Annotated in this window: 13 protein-coding genes and 1 pseudogene; 4 read left to right on the plus strand and 10 right to left on the minus strand. The window is 68.7% G+C overall.

Annotation, left to right across the window (positions count from 1 at the left end):
- Positions 1–21 precede the first annotated feature (21 nt).
- Complete coding sequence (locus tag Ate02nite_RS30670) at positions 22–636, plus strand: TetR/AcrR family transcriptional regulator (protein ID WP_203811336.1); 615 nt, start codon at positions 22–24, stop codon at positions 634–636.
- A 3-nt stretch (positions 637–639) separates the two neighbouring features.
- Positions 640–2,697, plus strand: a complete 2,058-nt coding sequence (locus Ate02nite_RS30675) for an amidohydrolase family protein (protein ID WP_203811337.1) — start codon at positions 640–642, stop codon at positions 2,695–2,697.
- A gap of 114 nt (positions 2,698–2,811) precedes the next feature.
- Here Ate02nite_RS30675 and Ate02nite_RS30680 read toward each other — a convergent pair whose 3' ends face one another.
- The 7 genes and pseudogenes from Ate02nite_RS30680 to Ate02nite_RS30710 all read right to left on the minus strand — a co-directional run bounded on the left by Ate02nite_RS30680 (position 2,812) and on the right by Ate02nite_RS30710 (position 9,604).
- Entirely contained in the window at positions 2,812–4,341 is a 1,530-nt protein-coding gene (locus tag Ate02nite_RS30680) for a cellulose binding domain-containing protein (protein WP_203811338.1), read from the minus strand.
- A 104-nt stretch (positions 4,342–4,445) separates the two neighbouring features.
- The gene (locus Ate02nite_RS30685) at positions 4,446–5,846 is read right to left on the minus strand and encodes a cellulase family glycosylhydrolase (protein ID WP_239147815.1); all 1,401 of its coding nucleotides are present in this window, start codon (positions 5,844–5,846) and stop codon (positions 4,446–4,448) included.
- 1,099 nt (positions 5,847–6,945) lie between these two features.
- A complete protein-coding gene (locus Ate02nite_RS30690; RefSeq protein WP_239147816.1) occupies positions 6,946–7,377 on the minus strand; it encodes a Dps family protein in 432 nt (143 codons plus the stop codon).
- Positions 7,378–7,411: 34 nt separating this feature from the next.
- Positions 7,412–7,747, minus strand: a pseudogene (locus Ate02nite_RS30695) (Rieske (2Fe-2S) protein); the annotation flags it as partial.
- Positions 7,748–7,761: 14 nt separating this feature from the next.
- Positions 7,762–8,424: an HhH-GDP family DNA glycosylase gene (locus Ate02nite_RS30700; protein ID WP_203811340.1), complete on the minus strand. Its 663-nt coding sequence runs from the start codon at positions 8,422–8,424 to the stop codon at positions 7,762–7,764.
- Positions 8,421–8,792, minus strand: a complete 372-nt coding sequence (locus Ate02nite_RS30705; protein ID WP_203811341.1) for a VOC family protein — start codon at positions 8,790–8,792, stop codon at positions 8,421–8,423. Before Ate02nite_RS30705 ends, Ate02nite_RS30700 begins: the two co-directional genes overlap by 4 nt.
- A 158-nt stretch (positions 8,793–8,950) precedes the next feature.
- A complete protein-coding gene (locus Ate02nite_RS30710) occupies positions 8,951–9,604 on the minus strand; it encodes a hypothetical protein (RefSeq protein WP_203811342.1) in 654 nt (217 codons plus the stop codon).
- A gap of 799 nt (positions 9,605–10,403) precedes the next feature.
- Here Ate02nite_RS30710 and Ate02nite_RS30715 point away from each other — a divergent pair.
- Complete coding sequence (locus Ate02nite_RS30715; protein ID WP_203811343.1) at positions 10,404–10,868, plus strand: Hsp20/alpha crystallin family protein; 465 nt, start codon at positions 10,404–10,406, stop codon at positions 10,866–10,868.
- Positions 10,869–11,172: 304 nt separating this feature from the next.
- Positions 11,173–11,619: a catalase family protein gene (locus Ate02nite_RS30720; protein ID WP_203811344.1), complete on the plus strand. Its 447-nt coding sequence runs from the start codon at positions 11,173–11,175 to the stop codon at positions 11,617–11,619.
- Positions 11,620–11,635: 16 nt separating this feature from the next.
- Here Ate02nite_RS30720 and Ate02nite_RS30725 read toward each other — a convergent pair whose 3' ends face one another.
- From Ate02nite_RS30725 to Ate02nite_RS30735, 3 genes are all read right to left on the minus strand, one after another.
- Positions 11,636–12,454 (minus strand): hypothetical protein, encoded by an 819-nt coding sequence (locus Ate02nite_RS30725; RefSeq protein ID WP_203811345.1) that lies wholly within the window; start codon positions 12,452–12,454, stop codon positions 11,636–11,638.
- Between the two features lie 18 nt (positions 12,455–12,472).
- A complete protein-coding gene (locus Ate02nite_RS30730) occupies positions 12,473–13,225 on the minus strand; it encodes a DUF6345 domain-containing protein (RefSeq protein WP_203811346.1) in 753 nt (250 codons plus the stop codon).
- Positions 13,226–13,246: 21 nt separating this feature from the next.
- Positions 13,247–15,057, minus strand: a 1,811-nt coding sequence (locus Ate02nite_RS30735) for a M23 family metallopeptidase (protein WP_203811347.1), incomplete at its 5' end; no start/stop codon positions are given.

Here is a 15,057-nt window from a genome sequence, read left to right on the forward strand (position 1 = left end):
GGCTCGAGGCGGAAGGTGCCGATGATTCGCCGGATTCCGCCCGGGCAACGCCGGGACGAACTTGTCGCCGCCGCCATCCGGGTGATCGCTCGCAGCGGTGTCGCCAAGACGACCACCCGGGCCGTCGTTGCTGAGGCCGGTATGCCGCTCGGCGCCTTTCACTACATCTTCGGCAGCCACGACGAACTCATGCGCGCCGTCATCGAGACGGTGACGGACGACGAACGGTTGGTGGCCGAGGCCGCCTCGATCGACGCGACCTCCGTCGAGGCGGCGATCCTCAGCGGCCTCAACGCGTACATCGATCTCCTGGTTGCCGAGCCGGAGCGGGAACTCGCCCTGCTGGAACTCGGGCTGTTCGCCCGGCGCCAGAGCGCGGACGGTCTGATGCGCAGCCAGTGGCAGACCTACTTCGAGACCGCCGCGGGGTTGCTGCAATACGCGGCCGTCCTCACCGGGACCCGGTGGGCGTCTCCGCTCGACGAACTCGCGCGCACCCTGATCGCCGTCGTCGACGGCATCACCATCGGCTGGCTCGCCGACCACGACACCGCCGCCGCCCGGCGTACCGCGGCCTTCGTCGCCGTGGCCTTCGCCGCCCACTCCCGGCCCGCCTCATCCCCCACCTGGAGCTGAACCATGCGAATCCGATCCCGCGGCGCCGCGGCGCTCGCCATAACCACCCTCCTCGCCCTCGTCCTCGCACCGCTCAGCGCCGCCGCGGCCGGCACCGAGACACCCGCGGTCGATCTCGACGGCGGGTGTTACAAGCTGCGCGTGACCACGACCGGCACGACCGCCGGCTCCGCCAACTACATCCAGAAGGCGAGCGTCGGTTACGGGACCCGCGGCACGATCGACACCGCCGAGCCGATCTCGTTCGAGGCCACCCAGCTCGGCCGCTACCGCCTGTACGACACCACCGGCGGCATCCTCTATCTGAGCATCCTCTCGTACGTGTGGGCCGGCACGTCCTACGGCGACCGCGCCGACTGGACGATCGCGCTGGGCCCGGCCGGATACCGGATACGGTCGACGCTCACCGGCCAGCTGATCGGCAGCGTCTCCGGGCAGCTCACCACCTCCGACGCCTCGTTCACGCTGGTCCCCGCGACCGGCTGCAACCAGCCCTACGAGGTGGGCACCGGCCTGGTGAGCGCGGCGACCGCGCCCGCGGTCAACAGCGACGGCACGCTCAACGGCTTCATCGACGCGCACGCCCACCCGATGGCCAGCGCCGGCTTCGGTGGCAACTTCATCTGCGGCGAGCCGTTCGCCGCGGGCGGCCCACAGGTGGCGCTGGCCGGCTGCCCGTCGCACGCGGCCGGCGCCGGCGCGCTCTTCGAGGCGATCATCGGCGGCACCGACCTGTTCGGCGGCGACGACGGCTGGCCCACCTTCACCGACTGGCCGACCACCAAGAGCATGCTGCACGAGCAGTCCTACTACAAAGGCATCGAGCGGGCCTGGCAGGGCGGTATGCGGGTGCTCAACACCCTGCTGGTCGCCAACCGGGTGATCTGCGATCTCTACCCGAGCCGGGTCACCACCTGCGACGAGATGGACCAGATCCGGGCCCAGGCCGCCCTGCTGCGCGACACGCAGGACTACATCGACGCGCAGAACGGCGGGCCCGGCAAGGGCTGGTTCCGGATCGCGAAGACCCCGGCCGAGGTGCGGGCGATCGCCGCGCAGGGCAAGCTCGCGGTGACGATCGGCGTGGAGAACTCGGAGCTGTTCGGCTGCCGGGAGATCAACGGCGTGGCGCAGTGCACCGAGGCCGGCATCGACGCGGGCCTCGACGAGCTGCAGGCGATCGGCGTGAGCGGCGTCTACCCGGTGCACAAGTTCGACAACGCGTTCGGCGGCACCCGCTTCGACTCGGGCCTGACCGGCGCCGCCATCAACATCGGCCAGCTGATCAGCAGCGGCCACTGGTGGACGGCGACCAGCTGCACCGGCCCGCACGACAACGAGCAGCCGATCACCAGCGACGAGATCGCCGGCCTGCTCACCCAGGTCACCGGGCTGCCGGCCGGTACGGTCGCGCCGGTCTACCCGACCGGCCCGATCTGCAACACGCGCGGCCTGACCACGCTCGGCGCGTCCCTGGTCAACAAGCTGATGGACCGCGGCATGATCATCCACATCGACCACATGGGGGTGAAGACCGCGCAGGCCGTCCTCGACATCACCGAGAAGGTCGGCTACACCGGCGTGGCCGCGGTGCACAACTGGTCGGACCGGTCGATGACGGCCCGGGTCGCCAAGGACGGTGGTTTCGTCGCCGGGTACGCCTACTCGGCGTCGGACGCCGGTAACAACATGCCTGACTTCCTCTCCGAATGGCGTGCCAACCGCGCGGCCGCCGGCCCGAGCGTGCTGACTACGTACGGCCTCGGGTCGGACGTCAACGGCCTGGCCGAACAGCCGGGCGCCCGGCTCGATGCGGGGACCAAGCCGCTCGCGTACCCGTTCACGGCACCGAACGGCGCGGTGTTCGGTAAACAGGTATTCGGTCAGCGCACCTGGGATCTGAACACCGACGGGGTCGCCCAGTACGGCCTCTACGCCGACTGGATCACGGACGTGCTCCAGTACGCCGGCTCCGACGGCGCCGAACTCAAGCGTGAGTTCATGAGCGGAGCCGAGGCGTACGTGCGGATGTGGGAGAAATCGATCGCCTGGCAACGCTGAACGCAACCTCCGGGCGCTGTGCCGTCACACGGCGGAGCGCCCCGACCCGGGCCGGCGATGGCGGCGGCTCGTTACCTGCCGGGTAACGAGCCGCTGAGCTGCGCCGAGGTTGGCCTACCAGGTAATCGGCAGGGTGGACAGGTGCTGGGTCAGGGTGGCGGCGAGGATCTGGTGGTCGTGCTGCGATGGGTGCCAGTCACAGCCGAGGAGATCCAACCCGAGGGCGTTGTTGTCGTAGTACAGCGAAGACACTCGGGCGTCACCATTGTCGTTGCGCGTCTTGACGATCTGCTGGATCGAGTCAGCGAGTGCGGTGGTGAGGTACGACAGGTCGGGGTAAGTGAGCACGATCTCGGTACCGGCGCCGTAGCGGGCCCGCAGCTTGTCGATGAACGCCAGGTAGGCGGCCCGGTAGTCAGCGGCCAACTCGTCGAAGTTCGCCCACTTCTCGCCGGCGTTGGGCGCGGTGGAGAAGTCGTTGATGCCGAGACCGATCACCACGACCTGCGGCTTCCAGGTGCTCGGGACCGGCCACACCGTGCTGTTCCATAGGGCCTGCAGGTCGGTGTCGTAGTAGGTACGGAAGGTGGTGTCCGGAGTCTGGCCGTTGTAGTTGCGCACCATGCCCATGCCGGACCAGGCGTTGATCTGGTAGTCGGCGTTCAGGCCACGCGCGGTGAGCGCGCCGAACGCGGCGTCGGCGTTGGAGTTCCGGGTGACGCCGGTGCTGGCGCAGTCGCGCGAGGTGGACATGTCGCCGTAGCCCGCGGTCCAGGAGTCGCCGATGAACTCGATCTGCCGGCTGCGCGCGGCCGGCTTGACCAGGATCGCACCTCCGGCGGCGGAGACGAGCCCGCCGAACTCACCCGCAGCCCACGGGCTTTCGGTGCGCTTCGCAAGCCGTACGGTGTGGTCGCCGTTCGCCAGATCCTTGACCCAGTAAGTGATCTGTCCCGGTGCCACCAGGGTGGCGACCGTGGTGCCGTCGACCGCGACGACGTAGTCATTGTTGGAGTCGTTGATGACAAGGCCCACGCCGGTGCCGCGAAAGCGGCCCTCGAAGTATGTGCCGGGCCAGGTGTACTGCACGCCCGCATCAGTCGTCTTGAGCCGGCCCACCGTATGGACCTGGTCCAGGACGCTTACCGCTGGGCCCGGCGTGGTCGATGCCGTCGGGCTGGCGCTGGGGCTGGCGCTCGAGCCGGTTGGGGTGGGAATCACGCTGCCGGTGCAGGCGATACCGTTGAGCGTGAAAGCGGTGGGTACCGGGTTCGAGGTGCCGTTCACGGTGGCACCGAAGCCGAATGACGTGGTGGCCCCGGTGGCGATACTGCCGTTCCAGCTTGCGTTCGCCACGGTGACAAGCGCACCGGACTGGTTCACGGTGCCGTTCCATAGCTGTGTGACCTGCTGCCCGGCGGTGAACGACCAGGCCAACTGCCAACTGGTGAGCGGAGTGCCGAGGTTGGCAACGTCGACGTTCGCGACGAAGCCGCCGGTCCACTGGCTCTGCACGGTATAGCTGACCCGGCAGCCGGCGGCGGCCTGCGCGGCGAAAGCGTTCGCAAGGACGGCACCCGCGGCGACGGTCAGAGTGGCGACAACGACGACGGCCGAACGGGACCGAAGACGAGACGGTCGCATCTGTGCTCCTTCCCAGGCGGTCTCGGTCCGGCCGGGGGACTGGAGCGTCCCGGCCGGAGTCCGATCAGGCCACCAAAGATAGATGATGGTAAATCGATGAGTGATTACAGGTAAGGGCTTTGGGTCAGCAGGTGGGCCTTGAAGCCTTCGCCGATGCCGGGTTCCGGTGTGCCGGCCCAGTCCTTGATGAGCACGGCGCCGGTGGTGCAGCCCCAGGGATTCCAGGTCCAGGCCAGGTATCCCATTTCGTGCTCGTCGGCCCAGTCCACCAGCCGTTGCATGTAGTCGAAGGCGCAGTTGTCCTGGCCGAACTCACCCACGACCACCGGCACCTGCTGCGCCAGCGGGGCGACCTGACTGTCCCAGCAGGATTCGGTCGCGCAGGCGTTGAAGCTGTACGCGTGCCACGACGCGGCGATGTTGTTCAGCGGGTCGACCGGCTTGTACGCCAGCCATTCCCGGAGATCGTTGGCCCACTCCAGGCCGCCGACCATGAGCATGTTGGTGGCCCCGGTGGCGCGGACCGCGTCGACCAGGTCCTGCGTGCCGGCGGTCTCGTAGGGCAGGCCGGTACAGGTGCCGCCGTCGCGCAGACACTGCCACCCGAGGGTCTTGTCCCATTCGGCGGGCATATCCGGGTAGGGCTCATTGAAGAGGTCGAAGACGACCGCGTCGTTGCCCTTGAAGGCATTGGCGACGCCGGTCCAGAACTGCGGGGCGTACTGCGCGTCGGGCATCGGCTTCTGGCAGGTGGCGTGCTCGTCCTTGCAGTGCCAGTCTGGGCTGTTGGTGTAGGCGCCCCACGTCCAGTGCAGATCGACGATCACGTTGATGCCGTTGGCGACCAGCAGATTCACGTAATCCTTGACTCCCTGCTGGTAGCTGGCGCCGCTGGGCGTCCCGTTGAGACCGAGCCAGCATTCCTCGTTCAGCGGGATGCGTACGGTGCTGATGTTCCAGGCCTTCATCGCGTCGACGGATGCCTGGTCGACCGGGCCGGCGTCCCAAAGCCCTTTGCCCTGCACGCAGGCGAACTCGCCGCTGGAGCGGCTCACTCCGAGCAGCCGGTACGCGCGGCCGTCCGCGGTGACGATCGTGTTACCGGATACCTTGAGCTCCGGAGCGGGTCCACTGGCCGGCGGACTGCTCGGCGGGGTACTAGGCGGGACAGATGGAGGATTCGACGTCGGTGGAATCACGGAACCGGTGCATGCGGTGCCGTTGAGTGAGAAGGAGGCTGGAACCGGATTGGTGCCGCTCCACGCCCCGGTGAAACCGATCGATGTGGACGCCCCGGTGCCGAGCGACCCGTTCCAGCTCGCGCTTGCCGCCGTGACCCGGGCCCCGGACTGAGCCCAGGTTGCACTCCAGCCCTGGATGACCTTCTGGGCGGCGCCCGGGAAATCGAACGCGAGCGTCCAGCCCGTGACCGCCGAGCCGAGGTTGATGATGCCGACGTTCGCGGTGAACCCGCCGGGCCATTGGCTCTGCACCGCGTAGGTCACCGAACACCCCGTGTCCGCCGCCGCGGCCGGAGGCGCGACCGAGGCTATGGCGCCGGCCATAAGCGCGGCAGCGGCGCCCAAGGCCAGCCAACTATGACGAGATCTCATAGTCTGATCTCCTAAATCTCCAGGGGAACGTCGCGAGGCAACGGCATGGGAGCGCTCCCAAACCTTATTTAGGCAATCTATCGAAGTCAATGCCTTGCGGGCGCTGGAGGCGGTTCGATCGTTCGGCCCGATGGCGTGCCAGAAAGGGCTTCTGGTGGCACAAAGTAAGCTGGCCAGCAAAAGTGAATGTGCTCCGTCCAGGAGGGTGCATGTCGATCAGCACGCTGTGGGGCAATAGGCCGAAGACCCGCGGGGTGGTGTTCGACTTGATCCGGGCGGCGCGCACCATAAGCCGGCCGGCTCCCCCAGCTGCTCCAGGTGCCCGAGCCCCTCGACGGCGACGCCATCGACCTGGAGGGAAACCGGCCGGAGATCGTCCAAACCGGCTTCTCGGACACCGCCGACACCACCGCGCTCTGGGCACCCGGCCTGCGGTTACTGGTCGCCGGTGACGTCGCCTACCGCGGCCTACCTGTGTGCCTTCAACGCCCTCGCGGAGCAGATGACCACGGCCGAGCAACTGTACGGCGCCATGCTCGAGCGATACCGAACCGCGCCAATCCCGGCTCACTGTGGAGCGGAGCCAAGAGGACAAAACCCGCCCACCCGGAGTAGCCCTGACCACTGCCGAATCCCCACCGCGCTACGGGTAGCTCCGCAGCGATGAGGGGTGTTCTTACGCGACGGTGCTCGACGCATCAGGAAGGAACCGTCAGCCGCCGGGAAATAGGGCATCATGCCTTCCAGAGCAGTCATCGCCAGGACTTCCGCTTCATCAGGCTCGGCGAGGATGCTGCCCTCCGCGCGACTTCCTTCCGCTCCGCCGCCGCTCTCGCAGCCGTGTTTCCGCATTCGGGATCTGGGCCCGCGCTACCGCGCTGACCGACATGTGCCGCCGCGAGTTCCTGCAGTTTTGCGCAACCGAGGCCGGGCTGGGCTCACAACGATGCTCCGGTCCGCGAAAGCGGACCGGAGCATGGCCGGGCGGTGGTCAGCGCTTGCCGCGCCTGGCTGCTGTCTTTTCCGTACGGGCGCCCTCGGTGAGCAGCGTGCCGTCCGGGGTCTCCAGGTGGGCGCGGACGAACCAGTGGAACTGCTCCAGCTTGCCGGTCTGCCCGATCAGTAGATCCTGGGTGACCGGGTCGGCTTCCTCGGTCTTCTCGATCGCCTCCCGGAAGGCCTCGAGCACACCGGTGTAGACCAGATCGAGGGCACCCAGGTGGGCGTTCGTGTCGGCCCGGCCGATCGAGTAGTCATCCCAGGTGCGCTGGGCGACCAGGGCGCCGGGCGTGCCGACCGGCGATCCGCCGAGCGTGGCGATCCGCTCGGCCAGGTCGTCGACCATCAGCCGCACCGCGTCGACCTGTGGGTCGAGCATCGTGTGGACCGCGATGAAGTGCGGGCCCACGACGTTCCAGTGCACGTGCTTGAGGGTGAGCGCGCAGGGTCGGCTGGTCGCTGGCGGCGGGTCCGTGCACGACCGCGCCGTCAGTCAGGCGGAACACGCTGCCGTGCCACGGGCAGACCACGCAGGCATCCGCCCCCGAACCGGTCACCTCGCCCTCGCCGAGCGGGGCCGTCTCGTGGCCGCAGCGTTCGATCAGCGCCGAGACCCGGTCACCCTGCCGGTAGACCAGGATCGACACATCACCGACCGTACGGACGACAGGACGACCGTCCGGCAGCGAGGCGAGCGAACCGATCTCGGTCCAGTCCTCCGGAACCCGCACGATCTCCGGCGCGGCCTGATTGACGGCGGCTTCCTGCCCGGCGGGCCGCCGCCCATCATTCACCTTTCGGCGTCATCTCATGAGTCCAGCTCGGCCAGAATTGCGTCGGCCGCTTTGCGGTCGAGGGCGACCCGCACCAGCGCCGACATCAGCGGCGCCAGCAGATCCGGCGTGGTCAGCGCGGCCAGCTCGGCCGCCGAGGACGGCAGCTGCAGCAGTCGCGCACCGTCGATGACCTTGCTGTCGGCGTACGGTGCGACGTCGGGCCAGACGGCCTGCACCTCGCGCAGGAAGATGCCCGCCCCGGTCGGACCGATGCCGGGAAACTCGACCAGCCGCTTCCGCAGCCCGCCGGCGTCACCGGCCGCCTCGTCGTGCAGCCGGCGCAGGTCACCGTGCCAGCGATCCAGGCACAGCCGGGCGCCATCGCCGAGCATGGTCGACGTCTTGAAGTCATACCGGCGGTAGTGACCACGGCCCAGCGCGTCAACCCGGTCCTGCCAGCTCGCGTCCAGCATCGCGAGCGGCGAACGGAAACCGGCGGCGAACAGCTCTCGAGCGGCCGCCACTGCCACCGTCGCACTGATCCGGGCGCTCAGCAGCGTCACCAGCACGAGCAGCTGGTACAGCGGACCGGGTTCGTCGGCAAGCCGCACCCCGGATTCACCGGCGAAGGTGCGGCCCTGCTGCTCCAACAGGACCGCCACGGTACGCCGGGCCGCTCTCGCTCCCGGGATCATTCCAGCCTCGTCGGTGGCCGACGGTGCAGGAGGCAGAATTCGTTGCCTTCGGGGTCGGCGAGCACGGTGAAACCCTCGTCGCCCTTCTGCCCGACGTCGGCGTGGGTCGCGCCCAGCGCGAGCAGCCGGGCCACCTCGGCCCGCACGTCCCCGTCGGCGGCGACCAGATCGGGGTGATCACGGTTCTTGCCGGCCTTGGGCGCGATGGTGGGCTGCAGCCAGACGCTGAGCCCGCCACCGGCCGGCCACAGGTGGGCGTCGCCGTCGTCGCCCCGTTCGATGCGATAGCCGAGCGCCGCCGACCAGAACGCGGCCATCCGATCGATATCCCGCACATCCAGGGTCCACTGGGCGAATTGACTCACCATGGCTAGCAGTTGACCGCCCGCCGACCGGCTAAACATCAGCCGGCCGGCCGCGAAACGGCTTTGGGACGCGTTCATCGACGCTCTGATGGGTCTCGCCGAGCTACCGCCCGAGTCCTGCGTACCCGAACTGGCCGATGCCATGCGCTACCAGCGAGGCGTCATCGTCGGACGGACCGCGCCGCTACGTCAGAGCCCGCTCGCCCGCATATCCGACCAGGCTTCCAGGAAGGGCTTTCGGCGTTACGGCGGGGCGCCGATGAGGGACACATCGCCGGGCCCGTTGTCGAACGGCTGGATCTCGTGGTCTTCCGTGCGCCTTCTGGGAGCCGGGGGATGCCAAAGGTGTGCGGATCCGCCTCGCGCAGGTGATAGAGGGAGCGGTGCGCCGCGAATTCCCGGAACTGCGGCAGGCTGGCCCGGCCGCGCAAGTATTTCGACAGCGACGGACCATCGTTCTGTTCGGTCATCGCCACCAGCGTGCGTGCCATCGACGCGGCGCTCAGATCGGCGGGCGCGGCATCGTGATGCGGTGCGGCCAACGAGCGCAGGGCGGCCTCGAACCGGTCCTCGGCGACAGTACGTAGCCGGATCAAGCCAGGCTGCCACTCCCAGGCGTCGTCGACCCCGTCCCACCCGCGGTACGCCAGCTCGTACAGGACGAAGAGAGTGAGCTGCAGATCTTCGTCTGTCAGCCAAGCGGTCTCCGCGCCGTCGAAGCCGTCCGCGATCGCTGGATCGAGATCATGCGGAGCACGACCGAGAGCGGCGATCGCAGCCGCGGAGACCGGGCCACGAGGAACAGGTAACTTCATGGGCAAAAGGTGCCCCGGCAGATCACGATCAAACGGCTGACCTGTAGAAACACGCCCATGTCCGTACGCCGAAGTGGGGTCTGCTCTTCGGTGTGCCCTTTCTGACAACCGTCGCATCGGACGCTCTGCGGCGCGAACCGGTCGGTTCGGGACCCGGTAGCGCCGTATGCGTTAGGCCGGTGCGGCGGCGGGTAGACGTTCGCCTGTTCCTCATCCACAGGGGACGGCTGACCCGGGAAAGGCATGGCATGTCGATCGCGAACAACACGTACTTCGACGATTGCCCTCGAGTGCGCCACATGATGGAACTGCCCCTGCGGGGCGGCCGACCAGGACGAGCCGGAACGAGATCCTCGCCGACCTACCCGACGAAGCGGTAGTCGTGGTGGCACGCCCGGATCGAGACGGTGCGAGCTGTTCACCGCTGGCCGACGTCCAGCAGTGCTGGTACCTCCCCCGCTCTGGTGAATACCTTCCGATCGGACGGGATGCCGACGGCAACGTTCACGAGCCGGGCGCCAACGACCTCTACGCCCTCCTCTTCCAGCCTGTCGCGTAATAAAATCTCCTTCGCCGCACATAGATTTTCTGGTCTGGCGCCCGAGAAAAGCTATCTCCTCTTTCAGAGATTGGGCTTGCGGCCGAGCTGGGGCGGTGGTAGAAAATCTCTTGTCGCTGCTGCTCCTCGCGGTGATGGACCACCACGGGAGCACGCTGCGGCCTCGGCGAGTCTGATCTTCAGCCGAGCGCCACGTGTCCGCCGGACAGGCCGGCGGACCTCTCGAGGAGGTTGATTCCAGTGGTGCTGACTTTCGATCCCTTCCGTGAGTTCGACCGCCTTGCCGGGCAGCTGCTCGGCAACGGTGCAGCCGTCCCAGGCGGCACCACCCTGGCGATGCCGATGGACCTCTACCGCTCCGGTGAGCACTTCGTGGTGCACTGCGACCTCGCCGGCGTCGACCCCGGTTCCGTGCAGATCGACGTCGACAACCGTGTCCTGACCATCCGGGCCGAGCGCTCCCCGCGCACCGACGACGACGTGCAGTGGGTCCGCCGCGAACGGCCGACCGGCACCTTCGAACGGCGGCTGACCCTCGCCGACGGCCTCGACGCCGACCGGATCACCGCGACCTGGCAGGACGGCGTACTGACCCTGACCATCCCGGTCGCGGAAGCGGCCAAGCCCCGCCGCATCGAAATCAGCACCAGCGGCGATCGCCCGGTGGTCGAGGGTTCCGACGCGGCCGCGATCTCACCCGCCTGATCCTGCCCGCAGCCGATCAGCCGGCAGGTCCGGGTCGGGCGGAGAGGTTCTCCCGCCCAACCCGGATGGCTGTCCCAGAACGGCAGAACGCGCATGCGTAGGTGTCTCGGCGGAGGGCACACACCCAGCACACTGGGACGCGGTTCGCGACAGTGACCCGGTCAGGCCCCGGACGGTATGCAAACTCCGTCCGGGGCTGACCTGTGTCTGACAATTCGGCCGGGCATACGCTGCTCGGAGTTGATTCGGCCTGCGGGTCGGGATTCGCCGTGGGGGCGGCCGGGCACATAGGCGACGATGGGGTTTGCACGAGAGAGCGGGCCAGGACGGACGCAAGGCCGACCTGGTCGAAACGATCACGTCGGCCGCGACGCACACCGTGCTGGGCGCCGAGCACGCCGGGCTGAGGGTGGTGCGAGGCCGCCGGGAGTTCGACTTCATGGTGCAGGTGCAGACCGACCCGCACCGCATGCCGATCGAGAACGCCGCGGTGAAGTGGCCGGAAAGGCTTTCGCCGTACGCCACGGTGGCCCGCCTCCGCCTGCCGCCGCAGACGTTCGACAGTCCCGAGCAGCTCGCGTTCGCGGACGTACTGCGCTACAACCCGTGGCATTGCATGCCCGAGCACAAGCCCCTGGGGAACTCGAACCGAGCGCGCCGGGCGATGTACCTGGAGCTGGCCGAGCTGCGCCAGCAGATGAACGGCGTCCCCCACCGCGAGCTGACCGGCAAGGAGGCATTCACCAGCTGACCGCCACGCTCGGGCGTCAGCGCCGTCCGGGTTCTCGCTCCACGGTGGACTTCGGATCGACGCGGGGAATGTCGCGCGGCGCCGGCACGGGTTCGCCGTGCCGATCGAGGTAGCGGACCGGCTTGCGGCCGATGTCCTGGTCCACACTCCGGTAGGTCACTCGCAGCGCGGCCACCGCGTCCGCGAAGAAGCCGACCGCCGGCGAGTGCAGGACGCCCGCCTCGACGGACTCCACGCGCGCCTCCGGCGCCTCCGGCGGTTTCCACCCGCGGTACGCCAGCGCCGCCAGCAGCCGGGCCTCCTCGGCGACCGGGGGTGGGACGACGGGCCAGTGAATCTCCAGCCGGCCTATCCGCCCCTCGGCCGTCAACTCGATCTGCGCGTACGACGACCAGACCGGCGTGCCGTCGAGGGCCCGGCCGAACACGGCGGTCTTGCGCAGAAGCTCGGACTCCTCTACCCGGAACTCCTCGTCCGACACGCGTTGCGCCGTGGCGCCGAACTCGGGCGAGACCCAGGAGCGGGCGATCTCGGCGCGGGGAACTCCGGCGGCGTCCAGTGTGGCCGCCGCCCTGGTCAGCAGCTCGTCGTCCGGGCCCGTCCAGGTGCCGAGTTCGGCGCCGGACCCATATCGTGCGTCGGTGGCGAAGATCGTCAGGCTGTCGTGCCGGCGGCTGAAGACGAGCGTTCCGGCGCGCAGCCCGGCAACGGTGGCGGCGCTGGCGAACTCGGCGTCACCGCCGAACTCGAACCCCGCGATGTCCATCGCCGCGTTTCCCAGGGCGGCCTCCTGGAGGCCCGCCAGGGCCTCCAGCCGCGGATCAACCGCAGGCATCGCACACCTCCTCCACGTTCATGCGGTACGCCACCGCCAGGCGAACCAATTGGGGACCGGGTCCGGGCGGCCGTCGGTGATGCGCTCGTTCTCCCGGCGGTCGATCGCCTCGTCCCGATCCCGGCCGGCGGCGATCACGACGGCGGAGCAGCCGGACTGGACGTCGATCGTGCCGGTGTGCATCCAGGCGTTGCCGACGCTCTCCTGCGGAAACAGCCACTCCAGCCAGCCCGGTAGGCCGGCCGTACGCGCGGCGAACTGGGATCCCCGATTCGAGCTGTCCAGCGTGTCCTGGCTGTTGGTGCCCGAGTTGCCGGTGGCCACGTGCAGCCCGCGGAACACCGGGAACCAGTCGTTGCTGATCGATATCAGGTCCATCGGGCACGATGCGTCGAGAAAGAGGAACTGGAGATTGCCGGGTGCGTTTCCCCATCGCGACTGGAGTCCGATGTTCACCCGGTTGGGCTTGCCGAAATTGCCGCACACGAGCAGGAAGTCGGGGCTGGTGGCAGTCGGCTGACTCTGACAGATGCCATGGCCGGTGAAGAAGTAGATGTCCGGCAGTTCCGAACCCCCGCTGGGATCGTTGTCACCTCCGTCCCGGAAGTCCGATCCCCAGACATCGCCGTTCTCCCAGGTGGTGACGGCAGCATGACCGGCCAGCTCGTACCAGGCCCGGAATGCCCTCGCCTCGTCGATCGTCAACGGAAGATCCGGACCACCGCAGCGTTTGCGAACGTAGTCGCGTACCGCACCCGTGGAGAATCGCACGATCGCCTCCTCGTTGATCGCCTAGCGGACTACCGGGCACAGCTCGTACTGATCGACGGCCTGCTGGATCCGCAGCAACATCGCTTCGGCCTCCGGGCGTACCTCAGCCGTTTTGCGGTTTATCGGGCCCCAGTGCTTTCGCCGGTTCCGCAGCGCTATCGCGGCGAATTCGGCGGCGAAGGCGGGACATTCCTTGCTGAGGCGCTGGAATTCCCGGCCGTCGCCACTGCCGAAGTTCTCCAGATCCGCATCGCTGCAGCGCACCCCATCGCGGAACACCTCCAGGAAGCCGGCGGGGTGGGCGAGATACTGCCGGAAGAGCGGCGGCAGCAGGCGGCTCGCCCCTCGGGCGTTGAAGCTCGTCTGGAACAGGCCGGCCTCGGCGGTGTCCGCGCTGAGGTTGTGCGCCGACCGATCCCGCCCGGTGCAGTACCGGCCTCCGCTCTCCCGCATTCCCAACCCGGTCAGTAGGACGAACAGGTGGCGTAACGTGTCGGCCCCGGCGGTGTCGTTGGCCAGTCCCACGGCACGGAATTCCGCCGCGTAGTGCGCCAGCGCGTCCACCTCGCCGTTTCCGGTGTCGGCCTTCGCCATTTCGGCGGCGCCGGCGTCGCCCGCCTTCAGCTTGCAGTAGACCCGCGCGTAGGTGAGCGCCATGCCTTTGAGGTAGCCCTTCGGGGCGACGCCGCGGTCGTGCCAGCGGTAGCGGGCGATTTCCGCGTCCGTGGCGATCTGGAGGATCCGGCCGGGTGCGGTGACCGGCGCGCCGGCCTTGACCAAGGCTTGGCGCAACGCCGCCCGGGTCGCCGCATCGAGGTCGGGGCCGGCGCTCAGCCGTCGTTCGGACTTGAACGCGGCCAGGGCGTCGGTGGTCGCCGCGTCCAGCGAGCCGAGCTGTCCGAAGAGCGACTGGTGTTTGAGTTCTTCGAGGGCCCGCTGCGCCAGCGCGATTTGGGTCCTCGCGTCGAGCGCGCTACCCGGGCCGAGGTGGTACTTCGTGCGGAAGCGTTCCAGGGCGGCGCGCGTGTTGCGGCCCAGAGTGTCGTCCTCGGCGAGCCGTTCGCCCTCGGCGACGTTGAGCACGCGCTGCGCGAAACCCACCAGCCCGGTCGGCGGCTGCGCCGCGGCGGGCTGGACCCGCACCCCCGTACCGTCCGGTGCCGGCAACCCATGGTCCTGCAGGAACAGGAGGTAGCGCGTCGGGTTGAGCAGTTGCGGCGGCGGTGTCGCCTCCGCCTTCAGCCAGCGTGCGTTCTTGGTGGTGCCGGCGACGTACGTCTCGAAATGCAACATCGCCGTGTCGCCGACGAACCCGACCGGTTGGCCGGCGGCCACCCGCATGCCGACCTTGAGTCCGGTTCTGGACAGCGAGTCGGGGGTGAGTTCGCCGTAGTTCACCACGATTCCCGACCCGTCGTGCTCGATCAGGAGCGCGCGCGTGAGCTGGCCCGTGCTCGCCGGAAGGAAGTTCTGCCAGCCGACGATCACCCCGGCCTCGCAGGCCACGACCACGTCGTTGATGGTGGCCGGGAGATCGATTCCGACGTGGTAGCGGGTTGTGCCGCGGGCGGCCAGGAAGACCGCACCCCAGTTTCCGTGCAGGCGGGTCCCGGTGGCACTGCCGTACGCGTAGGCGACGATCCGGGCCTGTCCGCCGGTGAACCGCACCGGCCAGTAGCTGCCCGAGGGCGGTGCCGGCGCGAAGGGGATCGGCCGGCCGGGTGGCACCGGCAGCGGGCTCCGATCGGGGGCCGATGCCTCCGGCTGCCAATCGGAGTACGCCTCCGTCGTCCCGTCGTTCCCGTACTCTTCGGCGCCCGCCTCTTCAAGAT

The organism is Paractinoplanes tereljensis, assembly GCF_016862435.1.
GTDB lineage: Bacteria > Actinomycetota > Actinomycetes > Mycobacteriales > Micromonosporaceae > Actinoplanes > Actinoplanes tereljensis.

What these genes read in the sequence shown, in the direction of transcription:
- Ate02nite_RS30705 (WP_203811341.1), bottom strand. Translation starts at nt 8,792, where the DNA reads ATGGTGAGTCAATTCGCCCAGTGGACCCTGGATGTGCGGGATATCGAT.
- Ate02nite_RS30675 (WP_203811337.1), top strand. Translation starts at nt 640, where the DNA reads ATGCGAATCCGATCCCGCGGCGCCGCGGCGCTCGCCATAACCACCCTC.
- Ate02nite_RS30725 (WP_203811345.1), bottom strand. Translation starts at nt 12,454, where the DNA reads ATGCCTGCGGTTGATCCGCGGCTGGAGGCCCTGGCGGGCCTCCAGGAG.
- Ate02nite_RS30710 (WP_203811342.1), bottom strand. Translation starts at nt 9,604, where the DNA reads ATGAAGTTACCTGTTCCTCGTGGCCCGGTCTCCGCGGCTGCGATCGCC.
- Ate02nite_RS30670 (WP_203811336.1), top strand. Translation starts at nt 22, where the DNA reads ATGATTCGCCGGATTCCGCCCGGGCAACGCCGGGACGAACTTGTCGCC.
- Ate02nite_RS30680 (WP_203811338.1), bottom strand. Translation starts at nt 4,341, where the DNA reads ATGCGACCGTCTCGTCTTCGGTCCCGTTCGGCCGTCGTCGTTGTCGCC.
- Ate02nite_RS30700 (WP_203811340.1), bottom strand. Translation starts at nt 8,424, where the DNA reads ATGATCCCGGGAGCGAGAGCGGCCCGGCGTACCGTGGCGGTCCTGTTG.